This window comes from Labrys sp. LIt4 (assembly GCF_017813775.1).
Taxonomy (GTDB): domain Bacteria; phylum Pseudomonadota; class Alphaproteobacteria; order Rhizobiales; family Labraceae; genus Labrys; species Labrys okinawensis_A.
In genome coordinates this window covers 495,003-514,107 of sequence record NZ_JAGIPY010000003.1, presented here as the reverse complement: position 1 = coordinate 514,107, position 19,105 = coordinate 495,003, and the positions used below count along the sequence as shown (strand labels likewise).

Sequence of the window (19,105 nt, the reverse complement as noted above, 5' to 3'; positions counted from 1 at the left end):
CGACGGCATTTCAGGCCCGATTGCCGGCAAAAACGCGGCAAGGCCTCTGCATTTAACCCTTCCTAAACCCTGTCGGGAGCACTGCTAGGGCGATCCTCCCTCAGCTGACGGACTCCCTGTTCATGGCCTCGCGTACCGAACGTTCAGCCTTCAATGCCTGGTGGTGGACCGTCGATCGGCTGATGCTGATGACGATCCTGGCCCTGATGCTGACCGGTATCGTGCTTCTGCTGGCGGCGAGCCCCGCCGTCGCCGAGCGCATCGGCATTTCCGACATGTTCCACTTCGTCAACCGCCAGGCGATGATGATCCCGGTGGCGCTGATGGTGATGATCGGCGTGTCCTTCCTGTCGCCGCAGTCAATCCGCCGGCTGGCCCTGGTGATGTTCCTGTTCGCCACCGCCCTGGTGGTGGCGACGCTGCTGTTCGGCGCCGAGGTGAAGGGTTCCAGGCGCTGGATTGCGGGTATTCAGCCTTCCGAATTCCTCAAGCCTGCCTTCGTGGTGTTGGCGGCCTGGCTGTTCTCCGAAAACGTCAAGCGGCCGGACGTACCGGCCAACATTCTCGCCATGCTGCTGCTGGCCTGCTCGGCGGGGCTGCTCATCCTGCAGCCCGATTTCGGACAGACCATGCTGATCTCCATCGTCTGGGGCGCGCTGTTCTTCATGGCCGGGCTGCACTGGTTCTGGATGCTGGGGCTCGGCGGCGTCGGCATCGTCGGCATCGTGGCGGCCTATCAGTTCATCCCGCACGTCACCTCGCGCATCGACCGCTTCCTCAAGCCCGAGGGTACCGATACCTTTCAGGTCGATGTGGCGCGCGATGCCTTCCTGTCGGGCGGCTGGCTCGGCAAGGGGCCGGGCGAGGGCACCTACAAGCTGATCCTGCCGGACTCCCATACCGACTTCATCATGGCGGTAACCGGCGAGGAGTTCGGCCTTCTTTTCGTCATGGTGATCGTGGCGATGTTCGCCCTCATCGTGCTGCGCGGCTTCTGGCACGCCTACAAGGTCGAAGATCCCTTCTGCCGCTTCGCCACCGCCGGTCTCACCCTTCTGTTCGGAATGCAGTCCTCGATCAATTTGATGGTCAATCTCCACATGATGCCCGCCAAGGGCATGACGCTGCCCTTCATCTCCTATGGCGGCTCCTCGCTGATTTCGGTGGCCTATGGCATGGGCATGGTGCTGGCGCTCACCCGCCGCCGCCCGCGCACCGACATGCTCGAAAGCGCCTTCAGCTTCCGTGACCGCAGGGCCCAGGCGGCCGCCGGCATCGGGTTGTCGTCGTGAGCGGCAAGGTCGTCCTGCTCTGCGCCGGCGGTACCGGCGGTCACCTGTTTCCGGCCGAAGCGCTGGCGGGCGCCCTCGTCCCGCTCGGTTTCCGCCCGCATCTTGCCACCGACGAACGGGTGGAGCGCTACACCGGCACCTTTGCCTGGGAGGACATCCATGTCATCCCGTCCGAGACCGTACGTTCGCGCTCGCCGCTCGCCATGGCCAATACCCTCTGGCGCCTCGGCTCCGGCACGCTGGCGGCCTGGCGCATGCTCGGCCGTATCAGGCCTGCCGTCGTCTGCGGCTTCGGCGGCTATCCGACCCTGCCGCCGCTGACGGCCGCGGCATGGCGCAAGATCCCAACCATGATCCATGAGGCCAATGCGGTGATGGGCCGGGCCAACCGCATGCTGGCGCCCAAGGTCACCCGCATTGCCACCGGCTTTGCCGATGTGGCGATGATGGACAATGTGCCGAAATCGAAGCTCGTCCACACCGGCAACCCTGTCAGGCCGGCGGTGATGGAGGCGGCCAGGATCCCTTATCCTGACCTGGACGGGCCCATCAATCTGCTGGTCTTCGGCGGCAGCCAGGGCGCGGCGGTGATGTCGGCCATCGTGCCTTCGGCGATCGCACGGCTTGACGAGCAATTGCGCCGCCGGCTCAGTATCGTCCAGCAGGCGCGCCAGGAGGATCTTGCTGCCGTGCGGGAGACCTATGCCGGCCTCGGCGTCGCTGCGGACGTGCAGGACTTCTTTCGCGACCTGCCCGCCCGCATCGCAGGGGCGCATCTTGTGATCAGCCGCTCCGGTGCCTCCACCGTGGCCGAGCTTTCGGTCATCGGCCGCCCGTCGATCCTCGTGCCTCTGCCTGGGGCCCTCGACCAGGACCAGGCCGCCAATGCCCGTACGCTCGCCAATGTCGACGGAGCCCGGCTGGTGATGCAGCCGGACTTCACCGCAGAGACCCTCGCGGCCGATCTCACGGCACTGCTCGCCGATCCGGTGGGGTTGCAGGCCATGGCCGCCAATGCCCGGAATGCCGGCATTCCCGACGCCGCCGATCGCCTCGCCGACTGGGTGGTGAAATTGGCGGCGATGTGACGGCAGGCCTTGGAGCGCGGACATCCTGTCCGCTCTTCGCGGTCTCGCACGCGCGCCGTCTCCAATAGGAGGACTGGAAGTCCGCGCTCCGAATTTGCCTCCCGGCCCTGTCGCCCCTATACGAACCGAAATTCCACCTTTTCGAGAGACCTCATGAAGCTGCCCCGTGAAATTGGCCCCATCCACTTTGTCGGCATCGGCGGCATCGGCATGTCCGGCATTGCCGAAGTGCTGGTCAATCTGGGCTACACGGTGCAGGGTTCGGACGCTGCCGACAATTACAACGTCAAGCGCTTGAAGGATAAGGGCGTGAAGACCTTCATCGGTCATGCCGCCGAGAATATCGGCGATGCCGAGGTGGTGGTCGTCTCCACTGCGATCAAGCGCGACAATCCGGAACTCGCCGCCGCGCGCGAGAAGCGCCTGCCGGTGGTGCGGCGCGCGGAAATGCTGGCCGAGCTGATGCGGTTGAAGACCTGCGTCTCCATTGCCGGCACGCATGGCAAGACCACCACGACGTCACTGGTGGCCACGCTGCTCGACGCCGGCGGTTTCGATCCCACCGTGATCAATGGCGGCATCATCAATGCCTATGGCACCAATGCGCGCCTGGGTTCGAGCGACTGGATGGTGGTGGAGGCCGACGAAAGCGACGGCACCTTCCTCAAGCTGCCGACCGATGTCGCCATCGTCACCAATATCGATCCCGAGCATCTCGATCACTTCAAGACCTTCGACGCCATCAAGGATGCCTTCCGGGCTTTCGTCGAGAACATCCCCTTCTACGGCTTCGCCGTGATGTGCCTGGATCATCCCGTGGTGCAGGAACTCGTCGGCACCATCGAGGATCGCCGAGTCGTCACCTATGGCGAGAACCCGCAGTCCGACGTGCGCCTGATGGACCTCGACCTATCGGGTGGGCGTTCGCGCTTTCGCGTCGTCATTCGCGACCGCAAGACCGGCGCGGTGGTCGAGCTTCCCGATCTCGGCCTGCCCATGCCGGGTGGCCACAACGCCCTCAACGCGACCGCCGCCATCGCGGTTGCCCATAATCTCGGCATGGACGCGGCGGCGATCCGCAAGGGCCTGGAAGGTTTCGGCGGCGTGAAGCGGCGTTTCACGCGTACCGGGGAATGGAACGGCGTTACCGTGTTCGACGATTACGGCCACCACCCCGTGGAGATCTCCGCCGTGCTCAAGGCGGCACGAGCCTCGACCACCGGCCAGGTGATCGCGGTGGTGCAGCCGCATCGCTACAGCCGCCTGGCGAGCCTGTTCAACGAGTTCTCGGCCTGCTTCAACGATGCCGACATGGTCGTGGTCGCCGATGTCTATGCGGCCGGCGAGGTGCCGATCCCGGGAGCCGACAAGGAAGGCCTCGTCGCCGGCATCCGGGCGCGCGGCCACCGTCATGTCGTCGCCCTCGATGGCCCCGGTTCACTCGCCGGCCTGGTCGCCTCGGCAGCCAAGCCCGGTGACTATGTGATCTGCCTCGGCGCCGGCAATATCACGCAATGGGCCTATGCCTTGCCGGGTGAACTGGCGGCGCTGGACGGCAAATCGGTCTGAATGTCGAAGAGCCCCGGACGAGATGACGGTCGGAGGGGCATACTGAGCCTGGCCGAGACGATCCATTCGCGTCTGGCGGCCGCCGCCGATCCCAAGCGGGCTCCGGCCATGCAGGCCTATATGAAATCGGCGATGCCCTATCTGGGCGTCTCCGCCGTGCCGCTCAGGCAGATCTGCAGGGCGATCTTCGCCGATCTGCGCTTCGAGAGCGCCGGGCATTGGCGGGCGGAGGTCCTCGCCATCTGGCGTGGCGCCCGTTTCCGCGAGGAGCGCTATGCCGCCATCGAACTGACCGGCCTGCACGCCGCCGGAACGTTCCAGCGCATCGATGCCCTGCCGCTGTATGAGGAGATGATCGTCAGCGGCGCCTGGTGGGACTATGTCGATGCCATCGCCGCCCATCGCCTGCTGACGATCCTGCGCAATGACGGCGCGGCGATGCGGCAGGCCATGCTCGCCTGGTCCGTCGACGCCAATATGTGGAAGCGCCGGAGCGCGATCCTCTGCCAGCTCGGCGCCAAGGCTGAGACCGATCTCGAGCTCCTCTACGCCTGTATCGCGCCGTCGATTGGCTCCAGGGAGTTCTTCCTGCGCAAGGCGATCGGCTGGGCTCTCAGGCACCATGCACGCATCGATCCCGCGGAGGTCTCCCGTTACGTCGCCGAACACCCCGAACTCAGCAATCTGAGCCGCCGCGAGGCCTTGAAGCACATCGGAAAGTGACAGAAGGCGAAGTTTCGGTGTGCCGATCTCCAGATCGGCATGGTCCGAAATGCTGCGTTTGCCCAAAAAAATGCCGATCTGGAGATCGGCACACCGAGTTTCCTGCCAATCTTCACCAGATAGCCTATCCGCGTGGCCGTCTTTCCGAGGCCGGCTCTCAGCTCTGCTCCGAGTGTGCCAGATAACCAGCGGCGGCGAGGATCGCTACCAAGTCGCCATCGGTTTGCCGGTGCAGTTCGAGCAAGTCCCGATAGGGATCGCCTTTCAGGCCGAGTGCCGCGGCGAAGGCGGGTTCGGTCTTCAGGCCTGCCTGGCGATGCTGCACGACGCTGCTGCGCAAAGCCTCTCCTCCCAGGGCGAGCAAGCGACGCTCCACCAGGAAATGGCGCCAGCCCGCCTGTTCGGCCACGGGCTGGATGGAGGCGAAGATCTCGAAGCACCAGCCCTGCGCCGTGAAAGTGGCGATCACCGGCCGCCCGCCGCCGGTCCATTGATGGATGGAGAAGGCCGGAGCTCCCACAAGGGCTTGCCAGATCGTTCGGGTGAAGGCGAGGGCGTCGGGGGCGTGACAGAGGATGTCGATATCGCTGGCGGGCAGATCGACGCCGAGAGGGGGCGTGCCGGCGACATGCGGATCATAGGCGCGCAAAAGGTCGAGCAATCCGGTCGCCTGCAGAGCCTGCGTGTAGCCCGGTCTTGCCGTCATGGCTGCAGGTCCACCAGGCGCAATTCGGGCCAGATCGCCTTCGCGCGTGCCGCCTTGGCGGCCAGGCCCTTGTCGCCGCGGCGTCCCGGATTGGGGCGGATGATCATGCCGAAGAGGTCGTCGAGGCCGAAGGGTGCGGCGATGTCGATGGTGTCGTCGTCCTCCAGCCGGATGCCGACCGCATGCACGATGGCGGCATAGTGCCCGAAAGCCTCGTCAGCCGAACGGAGCTGCGGATAGGGCTGGCCGAAGCGCTGCTCGAACCACAGATGGACCCGGGCCTGATTGCGGATCTCGACCGGCCATCGGCCGTCGAAGTGGGGGGCGGCGTGCCTGATCACGGCATCCTCCGCCTCCCAGCTCACGTCGGCGGCGTCGAAATAGATGAGATCGTAATCCTTGATGCCAGTGGCGGCAGGGAGCCCGCTCAGACTGTTCCACACGGTCTGATAGACGCAGCCGGCAGCCAGCCGCCATTGCGGCAGGCGCAAGGAGCGGGCGACGGCGAGGAAGGCCATGAGGTTCTCGTCCGCACGGACGATGATGCGCAGGCGTTCTTCCGGGGAGATGGATCGATCCGGCAATGCTCGCTCTAACTCTCTGGTTCAACGCGTCTTTGCGCTTCCCGACAACTCCGGAAATCGCCGAACGCCCTGGCGGAATCGCTGGGCTTTTTCGCGAATGTAGGCAATAAGGCCGGCATTCCAAATCCCGGATCGCCGCAATGCAGGCTCCTCTTGATCGACCTATGGGTCGATCAAGAGGAGCCTGCAGGATTTTAAACACTTGCGGAATATCTCAATGCTGCCCATTCGTGTGCAACATCGAGATATTCCGTATTGGATCTTTTTCGGACACCATGATCTTTCCCGACCTCATTCCCTCTCTGCGCCCGTCGATGCCGGGATTGCGCGGTACGCTGGAAGCCAATGCACCGATGGCGCCGCTCTCGTGGTTTCGTACCGGTGGCCCGGCGCAGCTGCTGTTCACGCCGGTGGACGAGGAGGATCTGGCGCTGTTCATGGCCGGACTGCCGGCGCGGATATCCTGGATGGTGGTGGGGCTCGGCTCCAATCTTCTGGTGCGTGACGGCGGCGTCGAGGGCGTGGTCATCCGTCTCGGCCGGGGCTTTGGCGGCATTGCCGTCGATGGCCTGACCATTACGGCCGGCGCAGGAGCGCCGGATGTCAAGGTGGCTCGCGCGGCGGCGGAAGCAGGCATCCGGGGCCTGTCCTTCCTGCGCGGCATTCCCGGCGCGATCGGCGGGGCACTGCGCATGAATGGCGGCGCCTATGGCGGCGAGACCAAGGATGTCTTCGTCTCGGCGCGCGCCATCCGCCGGGATGGCTCCATCGCCGTCTACGATGCTGCCGCCATGGGCTTCAGCTATCGGCGTTGCAGCGTACCGGCCGATGTCGTGTTCACCCAGGCGACGTTCCGCGGTGAGCCGGGCGATCGCGAGGCGATCCTGGCGGAGATGCAGAAGATCACCGAGGCCCGCTCCTCGTCCCAGCCGGTCAATACCCGCACCGGCGGCTCGACCTTCAAGAACCCGCCCGGCCATTCCGCCTGGAAGCTGGTCGACGAAGCCGGTTGCCGCGGCTTGACCGTCGGCGGCGCCCAGGTCTCGCCGATGCATACCAATTTCCTGGTCAATCTCGGCACGGCCTCTTCCGCCGACATCGAGGCGCTGGGCGAGACCGTTCGCGAGCGCGTGCTGAAACATTCGGGCATCGAACTCGAATGGGAAATCAAGCGCGTGGGGCTGGCGGCTTGACCTTGCGGCATGCCAGGCCGGATGGGGTGTCGATTTATCAGCCATGCCAGGGTCTAAAGCGGCAAAGCTGAAGCGCCGCTAACCGATTGTTTACTGATTTGTCCGAAAGCTAACCTTAATGGGGCATGAAGCATTTCCCGCTTGAGGGGGGTGGTCAGCTCCTGAGATCGCCCTTCAAAAGACCGTCCTAACGGGTGGTTCCTCAAGAGCGTTGGCTTCGAGCATATGCTGCGTTTGTTCAATCTGTCCTCCCTGCGCCAAGCCGGATTCACGACCAGGACGTTCGTGGATCAGCGCTCGTCGCGGCTGCAGCGTCTGCTGGCAAAGCCCCCGCGCGGACTGGGGCTCATGCTGTCGGCCGGCTTTCTGGTGGGAACCATCGTCTATGGCGCCCAGACCGGACCGGTCTGGCCGCAGATGAAGGTTCAATATGGCGCGCCGCTCGACATGGCGGCCAATCTGTTCGGTTTCCGGGTCGAGACCGTCGCCGTCACCGGCCAGCGCGAACTGACCGATCAGAAGATCTTCGCCGCAGCCGGGGTCACCAATACCTCCTCCCTGCTGTTTCTCGATGCCGAGGCGGCCCGGGAGGGGCTCGAGAAGCTGCCGCTGGTGAAATCGGCCCAGGTTCGCAAGCTGTTTCCTTCGACGCTCTCGGTCACCATCGAGGAGCGTACCCCCTATGCCCTGTGGCAGCGCGACGGCTCGGTCAAGGTGATTGCCGAAGACGGCGTGGTCCTGGAGGACCATGTCGAGGCTCGCTTTGCCGATCTGCCGCTGGTGGTGGGCGAGGGAGCCGACAAGCGGGCCAGCGAAATCGTCGCGGCGGTCGCCGCCACGCCCGAACTGAGCGGCCGGGTCAAGGGGGCCACGCTCGTCTCCCAGCGCCGCTGGAATCTCACGCTCGATAATGGCGTGGTCGTTCGCCTTCCCGAGGATAGCCCGGATCAGGCCCTGAAGAGTCTGGCTGGCCTCGAGCGGAAGGCCAAGGTTTTGGAAAAGGATATTCTGGCAGTCGACATGCGTATGCCCGATCGCGCTACCTTTCGTTTGAGTGAGCAGGCCGCGGCTGCCCGGGCCGACGCGCTGTCCAAGAAGAAGGCAAAGGGGGGCAAAGCATGAGCCCCTTCGAGAATGGCCTGACCCCTAAGCTCAAGCCGCTGGCGCCGCGCCGCACCACGGTGATGTCGGTGCTCGACGTCGGCACCAACAAGATCGTCTGCCTCATCGCGCGGCTGCGTCCGCTCGAAGGAGCCGACCTCCTGCCGGGCCGCAGCCACCAGGCCCAGATCCTGGGTATCGGCCATCAACGCTCGCGCGGGCTGAAGTCCGGCGCCGTCGTCGACATGGAGGCCGCCGAGCAGGCGATCCGCCATGCGGTCGATGCCGCTGAACGCATGGCCGGGGTGCGGGTGGATTCTGTGATCGTCAACATTTCCTGCGGGCGGTTGGCGAGCGAACACTATTCGGCCACGGTAGAGGTCGGCGGCCATCAGGTCTGCGATCTCGACATTCACCGCGTTCTGGATGCCGGCGCCAGCCATTCCGTGCGGGACGGGCGCGCCGTGCTGCACTCGCTGCCGATCGGCCATATGCTCGACGGCGTCGGCGGGATCTCCGATCCCAGGGGCATGCTGGGACGTCAACTCGGCGTCGACATGCATGTGGTGACGGCCGAATCCACGCCGGCCAAGAATTTGATGCTCGCCATCGAGCGCTGCCATCTTCACGTCGAGGCGATGGTCGCGACGCCCTACGCCGCCGGCCTGTCGGCTCTCGTCGACGACGAGACGGAGATGGGGGTAACCCTGATCGACATGGGCGCCGGCACTACCTCGGTCGCCGTCTTCGCCAACCGCGCCTTCGTGCACGCCGACAGCCTGCCGGTGGGCGGGGCGCATGTCACGACCGACGTGGCGCGCGGCCTGTCGACCAAGCTGTCGGAGGCCGAGCGCCTCAAGGTTCTCTACGGCGCCACCATCGCCAGCCCCTCGGACGACCGAGAGACCATCGCCGTCCCCCCCGTCGGGGATGACCAGGGCGACGGCATTCATCACGTGCCGCGTTCGCGCCTGGTCCGCATCATCCGGCCGCGCATCGAGGAGATCCTCGAAATGGTACGCGACCGCCTGCGGGGTTCGGGCGCCTGGGCCGAGGCGGGTCGCCGCGTCGTGCTGACCGGCGGCGCCTGCCAACTGACGGGCACGGTGGAACTGGCCCGCAAGATCTTGGATCGGCAGGTCCGCATCGGGCGTCCGCTCGGTATTGCCGGCATGCCCGAAGCGGCCAAGGGACCGCCTTTCGCCACGGCAGCCGGCCTCCTGGTCTATCCGCAGATTGCGGGCGTGGAGCACTTCGAGCCGCAGGTCCGGACGCGGGCGCAAGCCACCGGAACAGACGGTTATTTCGGTCGGGTCGGACGTTGGTTGAAACACAGTTTCTAAACTTCGATTTGCAAAAGGGAAATCGAGTTTCGAATCGCAAAGGTAACGTTGAGACACGAAGAATGGCCGGTTTTTCAAGGCCATTTTGACTAATTTTTCCGGTCAAATTTAGCCGGATTACACAAATGCCTGCTTCGCAAATCAGTAACTTTCTGATTCAAAGGGCAGGAAGGGGTCGTAAGGCCTTGATGAAGGTCAATTTAAGGGGCGCGGCGACGCGTCTTGCAAAAGAGGCGAACCATGACGATCAACCTCAAAATGCCGGATATCCGGGAGTTGAAGCCGCGTATCACCGTGTTCGGCGTTGGTGGGGCTGGCGGTAACGCCGTCAACAACATGATCGAAGCCGGATTGGAGGGCGTCGACTTCGTCGTCGCCAATACGGACGCACAGGCCCTGACCCTTTCGAAGGCCGATCGCATCGTGCAGATGGGCATCCAGGTTACCGAGGGGCTTGGCGCCGGTTCGCAGCCTGAGGTCGGCCGTGCCGCCGCCGAGGAAGTGATCGACGAGATCCGCGATCACCTCAACGGCGTCCACATGGTGTTCGTCACGGCCGGCATGGGTGGCGGCACGGGTACCGGCGCTGCCCCGGTGATCGCCCGCGTCGCCCGCGAGGTCGGCATCCTCACCGTCGGCGTCGTCACCAAGCCTTTCCATTTCGAAGGCCTGCGCCGCATGCGCCTGGCCGAGTCCGGCATTGCCGAGCTGCAGAAGAGCGTCGACACGCTGATCGTCATCCCGAACCAGAATCTGTTCCGGGTCGCCAACGACAAGACCACCTTCGCCGACGCCTTCGCCATGGCCGACCAGGTGCTCTATTCCGGTGTCGCCTCGATCACCGACCTCATGGTCAAGCCCGGCCTGATCAATCTCGACTTCGCCGACGTGCGCGCCGTGATGCGCGAGATGGGCAAGGCGATGATGGGCACAGGCGAGGCGTCGGGTGAACGTCGCGCCATCCTGGCCGCCGAAGCGGCGATCGCCAACCCGCTGCTCGACGACGTCTCGATGAAGGGCGCCCGCGGCCTCCTGATCTCGATCACCGGCGGCCCCGACATGATGCTCTACGAGCTCGACGAGGCGGCGACCCGTATTCGTGAAGAAGTCGATCCGGAAGCCAACATCATTCTGGGCGCGACCCAGGATCCGTCGCTGGAAGGCACGATGCGCGTGTCGGTGGTCGCCACCGGCATCGACTCGGCCATCCTGCCGCAGGCTTCGCCTTCCAAGGACGACATTCGCCTGGCGGAAATGACCCAGCGCGTGCGTGACCAGGCTGCGGCACAGGCGGCTCAGGCCGCCCGCGTCGCCGCACCGCGCAATGTCGCGCCGGCGGCCCCGGTGGCGGTCGAACCCGCCCCGATCCAGCAGGAAATCGCCCAGCCGGTGCCTGCCGCTCCCGTGGAGCCGGTGGCTGCCGCCAACGACGTGACGCTGCGCCCGCTGGCCCCCAAGCCGACCCTGTTCCGCGAGCCGGTGGTCGAAGAAGCGCCGCGCGCGCCCGAGCATCATCCCGAGCCCGAGCATTTCGTGCCGCCGGCACCGGAACGGGCCGTCGTTCGCCCGCCGCGCATGCCGCGCATCGAGGACCTGCCGATGCCGGCTCAGGCCCAGATCGCCGCTCAGCGTGGCCCGGATGCGCCCCAGGCCGGCGATAAGAAGCGTATGACGCTGCTCCAGCGCCTGGCTGCGGTCGGCCTTGGCCGGCCCGAGGCCGAAGAGGCCGAGCACGAGCCGGCGCCGGTCGCCCGCCAGCCGGAGCCGCGTCCGGCTCCGCAGCGTCCGCCGGAGGCCCAGCGCCGTCCGCCGGCCCCGCGTCCGGCCCCGCAGCCGTCCCGTTCGATCGAGGACGACCAGCTCGAGATTCCGGCCTTCCTGCGCCGTCACTCGAATTGAGGCCGATTTCGGCCTTGTGACGAAATCGTAACCATAGCACGGATCAATGGCGGCCCGGGTGATGCACCCGGGCCGTAATTTTTTGAAATGATTAAGGATTTTAAAACTAGGCTCACTGGCCGGAACTTGGCGAGCTTGTGTTACAGACCGTAAGAAAGCGTGATTTGGCTAAACCTTTGGTTTTTGCTTTACGTATTTTCGAAGAAAGGTCCGAGTCCCTGTCCTCGTGACAGGGAATGATAGGACCAAAGGGTCAAACAGAAAGCAGGCCGGTCTAGTTTCGGTTGGGTACCGCCACCCTGGCGGACGGCTTGTGGAATACGCACATGAAATCTGGTTTCCAGACGACTTTGAATGACCGGGTATCCCTCGAAGGGATCGGTGTCCATTCTGGCAAGCCTGTCTCCATCACCTTGCATCCGAGCGAGGCCGACAGCGGCATCATCTTCCTGCGCACGCATCTCGAGAACGGGCGTGAGCGGGAGATCCTTGCTCATTATCACAATGTCATCGATACGCGCCTGTGCACGGTCGTCGGCGACGCCACGCGCGCCTCGGTTGCTACCATCGAGCATCTGATGGCTGCCTTGCGCGGTCTTGGCATCGACAATGTGACGGTCGAGGTCGACGGGCCGGAAATCCCGGTCATGGATGGGTCGTCCGCTCCCTATATTGCGGCGATCGACCAGGTCGGTATCGCCACGCTGCGGGCACGCCGCCGGCAGATCAAGGTGCTCAAGCCGGTCCGCGTCGAGATGGGCCGGGCCTGGGCCGAGCTGACGCCCTGGGACAAGGCCGGCAACACCGGTTTCCGCATGGATGTCGAGATCGATTTCGACTCGCCCCTGATCGGCCGGCAGCGCCGCGTGCTCGACCTGACGCCCGACAACTTCCGTCGTGAATTGTCGCGCGCCCGTACCTTCGGCTTCGTCAAGGATGTCGAACAGCTGTGGGAACGGGGACTGGCACTCGGCTCGTCCCTGGAGAACTCGGTTGCCCTGAGCGAGGACCGCATCCTCAATCCGGAAGGCCTCCGCTATGCCGACGAATTCGTGCGTCACAAGATGCTCGATGCGGTGGGTGACCTGGCTCTCGCCGGTGCGCCGCTGATCGGTCAGTTCCGCTCTTATTGCGGCGGACATCGCGTCAATTACATGACGCTTCAGGCCCTGTTCGCCGACGACAGCGCCTGGACCATGGTCGATGCACCGGTACGTCGCGAGAGCGGCCATGCCGAGCTCTCCAGCGGCTTGGCCGCAGCGGCCTTCGCGCCTGATACCAATTGAGTGCGAAGGCTTTTGCCTCGCTTGACAGCGCCGCCGCAAAGCATTGTACAATTTTGTAGAGGCGGTGGCGCTTGGCCGGACAATCGGCTACAAGGGCCCCTGCATTGCTGCCGGCGTAACACCTATCCATCCGGACGGGCGGGTGTCGGTCGTGAATGTCGAACCACGAAGTCTTAACGTTGTGGTGCGAAGCTGATGGATGGTTTCATCCGCCGGAAGCGCGCGACAATGCCGGTACTAGTCGAAGTAGAGGTCTGAGTGATGCCGCTGCGTTCCCTCTCGTCTTCCCGCGCCGTCGCGACGCGGCTCGCGGTCCGTGCCGTCGCCATTGCGCTGATGGCCTCGCCGCTGGCCGCCTGCGGTTTCTGGGATGACGATCCGGGCTATCAGACCCAAGCGACCGATCCGCCGGATCTTCTCTACAATCAGGGTCTCGTCGCCATGAAGGGCGGCGACTATTCCAAGGCGTCCAAGCGTTTCGAAGCGCTCGACAAGCAATATCCACAGACGGAGTGGCAGAAGAAAGCCATCCTGATGATGGCCTATTCCAATTACACCTCGGGCAATTACGACGATGCGATCACCTCGTCGCGCCGCTACGTGACCTTGTGGCCGACCGACAAGGACGCAGCCTATATGACTTATATCTGGGCCAACTCCCAGTATAAGCAGATTCCCGACATCACCCGCGACCAGGATCGCGCCAGCCAGGCGCTTGCCGGCTTCGAGAAAGTCGTCACCGACTATCCCAAGTCGGAATATGTCAGCGATTCCAAGTTCAAGATCCAGGTTGTGCGCGACCAACTCGCCGGCAAGGAAATGGAAATCGGCCGCTTCTATCAGAAGCAGCAGAATTATGCCGCGGCGGTCAATCGCTATAAGGCCGTGGTGAAGGACTATGCCCAGACCCGCCAGATCGAAGAGGCGCTGAGCCGTTTGACGGAATGCTACATGGCGCTCGGCCTTTCCAGCGAGGCGCAGACGGCTGCCGCCATTCTCGGCCACAACTACCCCAACAGCCAATGGTACAAGGATGCCTATACGTTGGTGAAGTCGCATGGCCTGGAGCCGCGCGAGGATACCGATTCTTGGCTGAGCCGGACGTTCCGCAACGCGATTACGCTCTGAGGCGCGGCGCAGACCATCGAAATTCCAGAGGGCCGGTCGCAAGATCGGCCCTTTGTTTGTGCGTAGCCCGATGTTTTGTCATGCAGCGCAGGCGCAAGCCCGGTATAGAACTGTCATGCTCGTTCAACTGGCCATCCGCGATATCGTCCTGATCGACCGGCTCGACCTCGAATTCGTCGCCGGCCTGTCCGTTCTGACCGGCGAGACCGGCGCCGGTAAGTCGATCCTGCTCGACGCCTTCGCCTTGGCGTTGGGCGGACGCGGCGATGGTTCCCTGGTACGTCATGGCGCGAGCCAGGGACAGGTCAGTGCCGTCTTCGACGTCCCGGCCGATCATGCCGCCCGTGCCGTGCTGAAGGCGAACGACATATCCGATGATGGCGACCTGATCCTGCGGCGTGTGCAGATGGCGGACGGCCGAACCCGAGCCTTCATCAACGACCAGCCGGTGAGCGTGCAGGTGCTGCGCGCCACGGGATCTGCCCTGGTCGAGATCCATGGCCAGCATGACGATCGTGCCCTGACCGATCCGGCTTCCCACCGCGCGCTTCTCGATGCCTTCGGAGGGCTTGAGGATCTGGCAGCCGATGTGGCCGGCAAGCACGCGGCCTGGCGCAAGGCGACGCAGTCTCTTGCACAGCACCGAGCGCGGCTGGAAAAGGCGCGGGCCGAGGGCGACTGGCTGCGCCATTCCGTCGACGAACTCGGCAAGCTCGATGTCCAGCCCGGCGAGGAAGAAGCCCTGGCCGAGCGGCGCACCCATATGATGCAGGCCGAGAAGATCGCCGTCGATCTCAAGGAGGCCTATGAGGGGGTCGGCGGCAACGGCTCTCCCACACCGTCTCTGGCGGCCATCATTCGGCGTCTCGAGCGGCGGGGAGCCCAGGCGCCTCGGCTGGTCGAGCCGGCCATCGCCGCGCTGGACCAGGCACTCAACGCCCTGGAAGAAGCCCGTATCGCCCTGCAGACGGCCTTGGACGAGGCCGATTTCGATCCGGCCGAATTGGAGCGCCTGGAAGAGCGCCTGTTCGCCTTGCGTGCCGCAAGCCGCAAATACGATGTCTCCGTGGAGGACCTGCCGGCACTGGCCGAGCGCTACACGGTGGATCTTGCGGCCCTGGACGAAGGGGAGGGGCAGCTCCAGGCCCTGGAACAGGCCGATCGCGCCGCCCGTCTCGCCTATGAGGCGCGGGCTGCGGTGCTGTCCGACAAACGCCGGGCCACCGCCGGCCAGCTCGATGCCGCGGTGAACGGCGAATTGCCGCCCTTGAAGCTCGACAGGGCGAAGTTCACCACCTCGGTGGAGAGCGACAAGACCCTGGCCTCTCCCGATGGGTTCGACAGGGTGGAGTTCTGGGTCCAGACCAATCCCGGCACCCGCCCGGGGCCGATGATGAAAGTGGCGTCGGGCGGCGAACTCTCGCGTTTCATGCTGGCGCTGAAAGTGGCGTTGGCCGATCGCGGTTCGGCGCCGACCCTGGTCTTCGACGAGATCGATTCCGGCGTGGGCGGCGCCGTCGCCGATGCCATCGGCCAGCGCCTGGCGCGGCTGGCGGGCAGGGTCCAAGTGATCAACGTCACCCATGCGCCGCAGGTCGCGGCGCGCGCTTCCACTCATTTCCTCATCGCCAAGCAGGCGGAAGGCAAGGACAGGGTCGCCACCCGCGTCTCCCCCCTGGACACCGACAAACGGCGCGAGGAAATCGCCCGCATGCTCGCCGGTGCCCATGTGACCGATGAGGCGAGGGCGGCGGCGGACAGGCTGCTGGGGGGCGGGGCTTCAGACCCGGCCAGCGCCGGGAGGGCAGAGATTGGAACAAGGAACCGGCGCTGACAACTCGTCTTCCGACGCTAAGAACCACCGCGGCTGGCACCAGCCGCACGGTTTGCCACATTTCGATACGCCTGAGATCGTTCAATTCGTCACGTTTCGTCTAGCGGATAGCCTCCCCGCCTGGGTTGAAGATCGCCGCGAAACATCAATGGAGATGCGACGGCGTGTGGAAAGGAAGCTCGACGAGGGGATGGGGGCTTGTTGGTTGGCGAATGTAGACATTGCTTTGCTGGTCGAGAGTGCGTTGCTTGCTTTCCACATGCATCGCTACCGGCTGTGGTCTTGGTGCATCATGCCCAACCACGTGCACTGCCTTTTCGACTTGAAGGATGGCTGGCGCCTGGCGGATGTGGTCAAGTCGTGGAAATCTTACACCGCCGCACATGCCAATCGAATTCTGGGGCGCCAGGGCGTTTTCTGGCAGGCCGATTATTTCGACCGTTACATGCGTAGCGAAGATCAAATGGCTCGAACGATTGATTATATCGAGCGCAATCCGGTTAAGGCAGGACTTTGCACTTATAGCACTGAATGGCGATGGTCGAGCGCGCGCCGAAAATTGGGGGGCGGGTCTTCAGACCCGGCATCTGACTTCATTGCTGAGTAATAGTGGCGGGTCTGAAGACCCGCCCCCCAACCCGTGCCGTCCCCTCTGCCCCGATTGGAATGGTTGTGTTAAGCCACAGCAAAGCAATGCATCGGTTGGCCTGTCATGAACACTCCCAAGCCCGTTTCCGACCTCTCGCTCGAGGAGGCTCGCGCCGACTACGAGGAACTTGCGGCGCGGTTGATCGACGCCGACAAGGCTTATTACCAGGAGGACGCGCCGGTTCTCAGCGATGCGGACTACGATGTCCTGCGGCGGCGCTATACGGCAATCGAGGAGCGCTTTCCCGAGCTCAAATCGGCCGAGAGCCTCTCGGATAAGGTCGGCGCGGCGCCATCCGAGAAATTCGCCAAGGTGCGCCACCGCGTGCCGATGCTCTCCTTGTCCAACAGCTTTGCCGACGAGGATGTCGAGGAATTCGTGGCCCGTATCCGGCGCTTCCTCGGCCTTGGCGAGAGCGACGACCTGGTGATCACGGCCGAACCCAAGATCGATGGTCTGTCCTGCTCGCTGCGTTACGAAAAGGGCAAGCTGGTGGTGGCAGCCACGCGAGGTGATGGCGCCGAGGGCGAGGACGTCACCGCCAATGTCCGCACCATCGGCGACATTCCCAACGCGCTTAAGGGCAATGTCCCCGAGATTTTCGAGGTACGCGGCGAGGTCTATATGAGCCACGCCGATTTCAATGCCATGAATGAAAGGCAGGCCGCGGCGGGCAAGCCTCTGTTTGCCAATCCGCGCAATGCCGCGGCCGGCTCTCTGCGCCAGCTCGACGCCTCCATCACCGCCAGCCGCCCCCTGCGCTTCTTCGCCTATGCCTGGGGCGAGGCGAGTGCCCTGCCGGCCGCCACGCAATTCGAGGTGGTGCGGGCTTTTGCCGAGTGGGGCTTTGCGGTCAATCCCCTGATGGTGCGTTGCCATGGCGCCGCCGACCTGCTCGCCCATTACCGTCAGATCGAGGCTCAGCGCGCCACGCTCGGCTACGACATCGACGGCGTGGTCTACAAGGTCGACCGGCTCGATTTGCAGCAGCGCCTCGGCTTCGTCTCGCGCTCGCCGCGCTGGGCGACGGCGCATAAATTCCCGGCCGAGAAGGCGACCACGCTGCTGCACGGCATCGAAATCCAAGTCGGGCGCACCGGTGCCCTCACGCCGGTCGCCAAGCTGCAGCCGGTCACCGTGGGCGGCGTCGTCGTCTCCAATGCCACTTTGCACAATGAGGACGAGATTGCCCGCAAGGATGTGCGCATCGGCGACACGGTGATCGTGCAGCGGGCGGGCGACGTCATCCCGCAGATCCTCGGGGCGGTGCTGGAGAAGCGGCCGGCGGATGCCGTTCCCTATGTCTTCCCCGAAACCTGTCCCTGTTCGCTGAAGACGCCGGTCGTGCGCGAGGAAACCGTGACAGGGGGGGAGGGCGCCGTGCGGCGCTGTTCGGGAGAATTTGCCTGTCCCTTCCAGAAGATCGAGCATCTCAGGCATTTCGTCTCCCGCCGCGCCTTCGACATCGAAGGGCTGGGCGAAAAACAGATCGCCTTCTTCTTCGAGAACGAGGATCTGCCGATCCGCGAGCCCGGCGACATCTTCACCCTCGCGGCCCGCGATGGGCGGAACTTCAAGAAATTGAAGGACCGCGAAGGTTTTGGCGCGACCTCGACGAAGAACCTGTTCGCCGCCATCGATGCCCGCCGCGAGATCGCGCTGGAACGTTTTCTCTACGCCCTCGGCATCCGCCATGTCGGTGAGACCACCGCGCGCCAGCTTGCCCGCGCCTATGGCTCCTGGCCGGCTTTCGAGCAGGCGGCGCTGCGCATCGCCGCCAAGGACGAAGAGGCCGGGGCGGACATGGATGCGATTGACCAGATCGGCGAAACCGTGGTCGAGGCGGTGGGTGCCTATTTCGCGGAAGAGCACAACCTCGCCATCCTCGAGCGGCTCACAGCGGAAATCCGCATCCTCGATGCGGAACAGCCGCGCTCCGAGAGCCCGGTTGCCGGCAAGACGGTGGTGTTCACCGGGGCGCTGGAGCGCATGAGCCGCGACGAGGCCAAGGCCATGGCCGACCGGCTGGGCGCCAAGGTCTCGGGTTCCGTCTCCAAGAAGACCGATCTCGTGGTCGCCGGCCCCGGCGCCGGCTCGAAACTGGCGGATGCGCAAAAGCACGGCGTCAAAGTCATCAATGAGGATGAATGGTTCGAGCTCGTGAATGGAGCAGGGAATACGAATGATCAGGATGCGTGAGCTGGGCCTCGGCCTTCTGCTTGCATCGGGGCTGTCGATGCCGGCCGTTGCGGCCGAGATCTCGCCCGAAGCGACGGTAAAGCAGATCTACTCGGGAAAGACGCCTGAAACGAAAGGCATCGACATCATCGGCAATGCCAAACTGCGGGCCAAATATCTCAGCAAGGACTTGGCTGCCGCGGTGAAGAAGGACATCGATGAATCCGCCAAATCGGGCGAAGTGGGAGCGCTCGATTTCGATCCGGTGAGCGATTCCCAGGACCCGATGATCAAGGATTTGAAGATCGAGCCGGCGTCGGTACAGGGTGACCGCGCCCAGGTCAGTGTGAGCTTCGATCGCGGTGACCCGAAGCGCGACGAGCTTGTCTACGACCTGGTGAAGGAAAACGAGCAATGGCGCGTTTCCAACATCTCGAAGAAGGGCAATGCCCAGGAGGCCTGGTCCCTGCGTCAGATGCTGTCCTTGAAATAGCGGCGGCCGCTGCGGGGATGCAACTTTCATCCAAGCAAT

The 19,105-nt window shown here is 64.3% G+C and carries 16 protein-coding genes; 14 read left to right on the top strand and 2 right to left on the bottom strand.

Annotation, left to right across the window (positions count from 1 at the left end; translation table 11 throughout):
• The first annotated feature begins 122 nt into the window (after positions 1 to 122).
• From J8I29_RS08240 to J8I29_RS08225, 4 genes are all read left to right on the top strand, one after another.
• Positions 123 to 1,292: a putative peptidoglycan glycosyltransferase FtsW gene (locus J8I29_RS08240; RefSeq protein ID WP_105862093.1), complete on the top strand. Its 1,170-nt coding sequence runs from the start codon at positions 123 to 125 to the stop codon at positions 1,290 to 1,292.
• Positions 1,289 to 2,380, top strand: coding sequence for an undecaprenyldiphospho-muramoylpentapeptide beta-N-acetylglucosaminyltransferase (gene murG / locus J8I29_RS08235; RefSeq protein ID WP_245443345.1), 1,092 nt, complete (start codon positions 1,289 to 1,291; stop codon positions 2,378 to 2,380). The genes J8I29_RS08240 and murG overlap by 4 nt, the downstream gene beginning before the upstream one ends.
• Before the next feature lie 153 nt (positions 2,381 to 2,533).
• Positions 2,534 to 3,949 (top strand): UDP-N-acetylmuramate--L-alanine ligase, encoded by a 1,416-nt coding sequence (gene murC / locus J8I29_RS08230; protein WP_209431260.1) that lies wholly within the window; start codon positions 2,534 to 2,536, stop codon positions 3,947 to 3,949.
• Positions 3,950 to 4,672, top strand: a complete 723-nt coding sequence (locus tag J8I29_RS08225) for a DNA alkylation repair protein (protein ID WP_209431259.1) — start codon at positions 3,950 to 3,952, stop codon at positions 4,670 to 4,672.
• Between the two features lie 157 nt (positions 4,673 to 4,829).
• On the opposite strand, the gene J8I29_RS08220 is transcribed toward J8I29_RS08225, so the two are convergent.
• On the bottom strand, positions 4,830 to 5,378 hold the full coding sequence (locus tag J8I29_RS08220; protein ID WP_209431258.1) for a DUF4269 domain-containing protein: 549 nt from the start codon (positions 5,376 to 5,378) through the stop codon (positions 4,830 to 4,832).
• Positions 5,375 to 5,962, bottom strand: a complete 588-nt coding sequence (locus J8I29_RS08215; RefSeq protein WP_209431257.1) for a nucleotidyltransferase family protein — start codon at positions 5,960 to 5,962, stop codon at positions 5,375 to 5,377. The genes J8I29_RS08220 and J8I29_RS08215 overlap by 4 nt, the downstream gene beginning before the upstream one ends.
• A 275-nt stretch (positions 5,963 to 6,237) precedes the next feature.
• Between J8I29_RS08215 and murB the strand changes: the two genes are divergently transcribed.
• The 10 genes from murB to J8I29_RS08165 all read left to right on the top strand — a co-directional run bounded on the left by murB (position 6,238) and on the right by J8I29_RS08165 (position 19,066).
• Entirely contained in the window at positions 6,238 to 7,155 is a 918-nt protein-coding gene (murB, locus tag J8I29_RS08210) for a UDP-N-acetylmuramate dehydrogenase (RefSeq protein ID WP_209431256.1), read from the top strand.
• Between the two features lie 285 nt (positions 7,156 to 7,440).
• A complete protein-coding gene (locus J8I29_RS08205; RefSeq protein ID WP_209431255.1) occupies positions 7,441 to 8,277 on the top strand; it encodes a cell division protein FtsQ/DivIB in 837 nt (278 codons plus the stop codon).
• Entirely contained in the window at positions 8,274 to 9,599 is a 1,326-nt protein-coding gene (gene ftsA, locus J8I29_RS08200) for a cell division protein FtsA (RefSeq protein ID WP_105862087.1), read from the top strand. Before J8I29_RS08205 ends, ftsA begins: the two co-directional genes overlap by 4 nt.
• A gap of 240 nt (positions 9,600 to 9,839) precedes the next feature.
• Complete coding sequence (gene ftsZ, locus J8I29_RS08195) at positions 9,840 to 11,498, top strand: cell division protein FtsZ (RefSeq protein ID WP_105862086.1); 1,659 nt, start codon at positions 9,840 to 9,842, stop codon at positions 11,496 to 11,498.
• 326 nt (positions 11,499 to 11,824) lie between these two features.
• On the top strand, positions 11,825 to 12,784 hold the full coding sequence (gene lpxC / locus J8I29_RS08190; protein ID WP_105862085.1) for a UDP-3-O-acyl-N-acetylglucosamine deacetylase: 960 nt from the start codon (positions 11,825 to 11,827) through the stop codon (positions 12,782 to 12,784).
• 261 nt (positions 12,785 to 13,045) lie between these two features.
• Complete coding sequence (locus J8I29_RS08185) at positions 13,046 to 13,912, top strand: outer membrane protein assembly factor BamD (protein ID WP_105862084.1); 867 nt, start codon at positions 13,046 to 13,048, stop codon at positions 13,910 to 13,912.
• Between the two features lie 115 nt (positions 13,913 to 14,027).
• Entirely contained in the window at positions 14,028 to 15,746 is a 1,719-nt protein-coding gene (gene recN, locus J8I29_RS08180; protein WP_209431254.1) for a DNA repair protein RecN, read from the top strand.
• Positions 15,724 to 16,353 carry a transposase gene (locus tag J8I29_RS08175; protein WP_209431253.1) on the top strand — a complete coding sequence of 210 codons (630 nt, stop codon included), beginning with the start codon at positions 15,724 to 15,726 and terminating at the stop codon, positions 16,351 to 16,353. Before recN ends, J8I29_RS08175 begins: the two co-directional genes overlap by 23 nt.
• Positions 16,354 to 16,458: 105 nt before the next feature.
• On the top strand, positions 16,459 to 18,594 hold the full coding sequence (gene ligA / locus J8I29_RS08170) for an NAD-dependent DNA ligase LigA (RefSeq protein ID WP_209431252.1): 2,136 nt from the start codon (positions 16,459 to 16,461) through the stop codon (positions 18,592 to 18,594).
• Positions 18,578 to 19,066, top strand: a complete 489-nt coding sequence (locus tag J8I29_RS08165; protein WP_209431251.1) for a DUF3828 domain-containing protein — start codon at positions 18,578 to 18,580, stop codon at positions 19,064 to 19,066. Before ligA ends, J8I29_RS08165 begins: the two co-directional genes overlap by 17 nt.
• Positions 19,067 to 19,105: the final 39 nt, after the last annotated feature.

Excerpts from the sequence above, each read along its gene's own strand:
- J8I29_RS08240 (WP_105862093.1), top strand. The coding sequence starts at position 123 with ATGGCCTCGCGTACCGAACGTTCAGCCTTCAATGCCTGGTGGTGGACC.
- murC (WP_209431260.1), top strand. The coding sequence starts at position 2,534 with ATGAAGCTGCCCCGTGAAATTGGCCCCATCCACTTTGTCGGCATCGGC.
- J8I29_RS08225 (WP_209431259.1), top strand. The coding sequence starts at position 3,950 with ATGTCGAAGAGCCCCGGACGAGATGACGGTCGGAGGGGCATACTGAGC.
- J8I29_RS08220 (WP_209431258.1), bottom strand. The coding sequence starts at position 5,378 with ATGACGGCAAGACCGGGCTACACGCAGGCTCTGCAGGCGACCGGATTG.
- murB (WP_209431256.1), top strand. The coding sequence starts at position 6,238 with ATGATCTTTCCCGACCTCATTCCCTCTCTGCGCCCGTCGATGCCGGGA.
- ftsA (WP_105862087.1), top strand. The coding sequence starts at position 8,274 with ATGAGCCCCTTCGAGAATGGCCTGACCCCTAAGCTCAAGCCGCTGGCG.
- ftsZ (WP_105862086.1), top strand. The coding sequence starts at position 9,840 with ATGACGATCAACCTCAAAATGCCGGATATCCGGGAGTTGAAGCCGCGT.
- lpxC (WP_105862085.1), top strand. The coding sequence starts at position 11,825 with ATGAAATCTGGTTTCCAGACGACTTTGAATGACCGGGTATCCCTCGAA.
- J8I29_RS08185 (WP_105862084.1), top strand. The coding sequence starts at position 13,046 with ATGCCGCTGCGTTCCCTCTCGTCTTCCCGCGCCGTCGCGACGCGGCTC.
- recN (WP_209431254.1), top strand. The coding sequence starts at position 14,028 with ATGCTCGTTCAACTGGCCATCCGCGATATCGTCCTGATCGACCGGCTC.
- ligA (WP_209431252.1), top strand. The coding sequence starts at position 16,459 with ATGAACACTCCCAAGCCCGTTTCCGACCTCTCGCTCGAGGAGGCTCGC.
- J8I29_RS08165 (WP_209431251.1), top strand. The coding sequence starts at position 18,578 with ATGATCAGGATGCGTGAGCTGGGCCTCGGCCTTCTGCTTGCATCGGGG.